This is a genomic window from Synechococcus sp. R55.7, assembly GCF_047461955.1.
Taxonomy (GTDB): Bacteria; Cyanobacteriota; Cyanobacteriia; order Thermostichales; family Thermostichaceae; genus Thermostichus.
Genome location: NZ_JANSIC010000023.1, coordinates 13,525 through 16,133, shown reverse-complemented (window position 1 = coordinate 16,133; position 2,609 = coordinate 13,525). Strand labels below are relative to the sequence as shown.

The 2,609-nt window shown below is 58.5% G+C and carries 3 protein-coding genes and 1 pseudogene; all 4 read left to right on the top strand.

Translation table 11 applies throughout. The annotated features are described in order from the left end of the window. The first annotated feature begins 58 nt into the window (after window positions 1–58). Window positions 59–505, top strand: coding sequence for a pentapeptide repeat-containing protein (locus NW820_RS02330; RefSeq protein ID WP_414328976.1), 447 nt, complete (start codon window positions 59–61; stop codon window positions 503–505). 52 nt (window positions 506–557) lie between these two features. After that, entirely contained in the window at window positions 558–833 is a 276-nt protein-coding gene (locus NW820_RS02325) for a lipopolysaccharide assembly protein LapA domain-containing protein (RefSeq protein ID WP_011434193.1), read from the top strand. A gap of 216 nt (window positions 834–1,049) precedes the next feature. Further along, complete coding sequence (locus NW820_RS02320) at window positions 1,050–2,309, top strand: 4-hydroxy-3-methylbut-2-enyl diphosphate reductase (RefSeq protein ID WP_011434194.1); 1,260 nt, start codon at window positions 1,050–1,052, stop codon at window positions 2,307–2,309. A 26-nt stretch (window positions 2,310–2,335) separates the two neighbouring features. Beyond that, window positions 2,336–2,609 (top strand): annotated as a pseudogene (locus NW820_RS02315) (AEC family transporter); the annotation flags it as partial.

Genomic DNA, 2,609 nt, shown 5'->3' with positions numbered 1-2,609 from the left:
TACCCCGTTGAGCAGCCAGAAATTGTTAAGCTTAACGCACGGATGGCAGTATCCGGCCATGCCCCGAGTGACAACTGCTGACGAGCTGCTGACAGAATATGCCTCTGGCGAGCGCAACTTTCAAGAATCCAACCTGGTGGGGGTGGACTTGGTGCGCTCCAACTTGCAAGGGGTGAATCTGAGAGGGGCCAACCTCTCCTTTGGCAAGCTGAGTGGCATTAACCTGCAGGAAGCCGATTTGCGCGGCGCCGATCTCAGCTCGGCCAACTTGATGGGGGCCAACCTCCGCGGGGCCAATCTTTGGGAAGCCAACTTGATCGGCGCGGATCTCAGCTTTGCCGACTTGCGGGAAGCCAACTTGCACGGTGCCTACCTTTGGGAAGCCAAGCTAACCCGTGCACAACTGCAGGGATCCGATCTAAGCGGGGCAAAAATCGGCGGAGCAGTGCTGACCGGCGCTGACCTCAGCGGAGCCACCCTACCCGACGGGAGTGTGCGGGCTTGAGCCACCCCCCCAGCAGACAAGGCAGAATGGAACTGTTGCGACGGGATCCCTGATGTTGCTGCTGTTCAACTTGGTCTTGACACTGCTGCTGGCTTTGGGAGTGGCAGTCCTGGCCGGGCAAAACCCCACCACCCTGACCGTACATTTCTTAATGTGGCGCTCGGTGGAGCTGCCTTTGGGATTTCTCATCGCCGCGGCTGTCGGCTTGGGCCTGTTGACGGTGGGGCTGGGCTCTCTCCTCTGGCCTGGGCGCAGCTTTTCTGCCACCGCCCGCCAATTACAAGAGCGGGTGCGCCAACTGGAAATGCAGGATCAACCGCCCCAATAACGGCCAATTCCCAAAGGGATCCCTCTGCTTTCTGGCTTTGGCTCAACAGCTTCGATCCCCTGCAATTCTACCTGCAATTCTATAGTTGACTTGACAATCTTGTCGCTGGCCCTAGGGAAAGCATGCTGGAATGGCCCACCGATGCGAGACTGGGCGTAAGCTGAGAAAGGATCCCTTCGCCGTCTGCTTGATCAGTGCGTATCTCCAACCGTAACCATGCCTCATTCCCAACCCACTTCCCCGGATCCCTCTCCCCAAGACCCACGGGCCCTGCGCAAAGCCCTGCGCGGATCCAGCACCTACTTTGCCAAGGGATTTGAAGAACACAAGGATCAGGCTCAACTGGAGCTGCAAACCACCTACAAAAGCCCCCTTGTGGAGCAAATCCGTGCCCAGTCCTACCGCTATCAGCGGGGCGACATTACCATTCACCTGGCCAGGGCCTTTGGCTTTTGCTGGGGCGTGGAACGGGCGGTGGAATATGCCTATGAAGCGCGGCGACGCTTTCCGGATCGGCAACTGTGGATCACCAACGAGATCATCCACAACCCTTTGGTAAACCAGCACCTGAAGGAGATGGGGATCCGCTTTGTGGAGAAAGGCCCGGACGGCAAGAAGGACTTTTCTCAGATCCGGCCCCAAGATGTGGTGATCTGGCCTGCTTTTGGGGCGAGTGCCTCGGAAATGGCGTTTTTCCGGTCGCAGGGCAATGAGATCGTCGATACCACCTGCCCCTGGGTTTCCCGCGTGTGGAACCAAGTGGACAAGCACCGCGCGGCTCAATTCACCTCTGTGATCCACGGCAAGTACAACCACGAGGAAACCGTAGCCACCAGCTCCTTTGCCGAAAAATATCTGGTGGTGCTGAACCTGGAAGAAGCAGAATGGGTCGCTCGCTACATTTTGCAAGGCGGAGATGCGGCAGAATTTCGGCGGCGCTTTGGCAAGGCCACTTCCCCCGGTTTTGATCCGGATCGCGATCTAGAGCGGATCGGCATCGCCAACCAAACCACCATGCTAGAGGGGGAGACCCGCGCCATTGCTAAGCTCTTTGAGACCACCATGCTGCGCAAATATGGCCCCCAGGAGTTGGACAATCACTTCATGAGCTTCAACACCATCTGCAATGCCACCCAAGAGCGGCAGGATGCCATGTTCGAGCTGCTCGAGCAGCCTTTGGATGTCGTGGTGGTGATCGGGGGGTTTAATTCCTCGAATACCACCCACCTGCAGGAAATTGCCCTGGCCAAGGGCTTGCCTTCCTTCCACATCGATGGCCCCGACTGCATCCAACCCAACAACCGCATCCGCCACAAGCCCCTTCACCAAGACCCGACGGTTACCGAAGGGTGGCTACCCGATGGGCCGGTGCAAATCGGCATTACCTCCGGTGCCTCTACCCCAGACCGCGTTGTTGAAGAGGTGATTCAACGCATCTTCGCTCTACGTGAAGAACCTCGGCGGATCCCTGCCTAGGGATCCCTTCCCTCTCCCTCTTGAGCGTGCTCAACACCCTTTTTCAGGTTTATCCTCCCTTGCTGGGCTGGACGCTGCTGGGGTTTGCTCTCCAGAAGGGGCTGCCCGGCGGCTGGAATCGTTGGCTGGATCCCCACGCCTTGGGGCGATTCATGTTTTGGGTGGGAGTGCCCCTCAGCATTGTCGGGTTTATGCAGGGAGTGGATCTGTCGGGTCAAATCTGGGTTGCTCCCCTGATCTGCTGGCTGTCGGTGGGGCTGGGGTTTGCCTTGACCAGCGCTTGGCTGTGGTGGCAGCGCC

Excerpts from the sequence above, each read along its gene's own strand:
- NW820_RS02320 (WP_011434194.1), top strand. The coding sequence starts at position 1,050 with ATGCCTCATTCCCAACCCACTTCCCCGGATCCCTCTCCCCAAGACCCA.
- NW820_RS02325 (WP_011434193.1), top strand. The coding sequence starts at position 558 with ATGTTGCTGCTGTTCAACTTGGTCTTGACACTGCTGCTGGCTTTGGGA.
- NW820_RS02330 (WP_414328976.1), top strand. The coding sequence starts at position 59 with ATGCCCCGAGTGACAACTGCTGACGAGCTGCTGACAGAATATGCCTCT.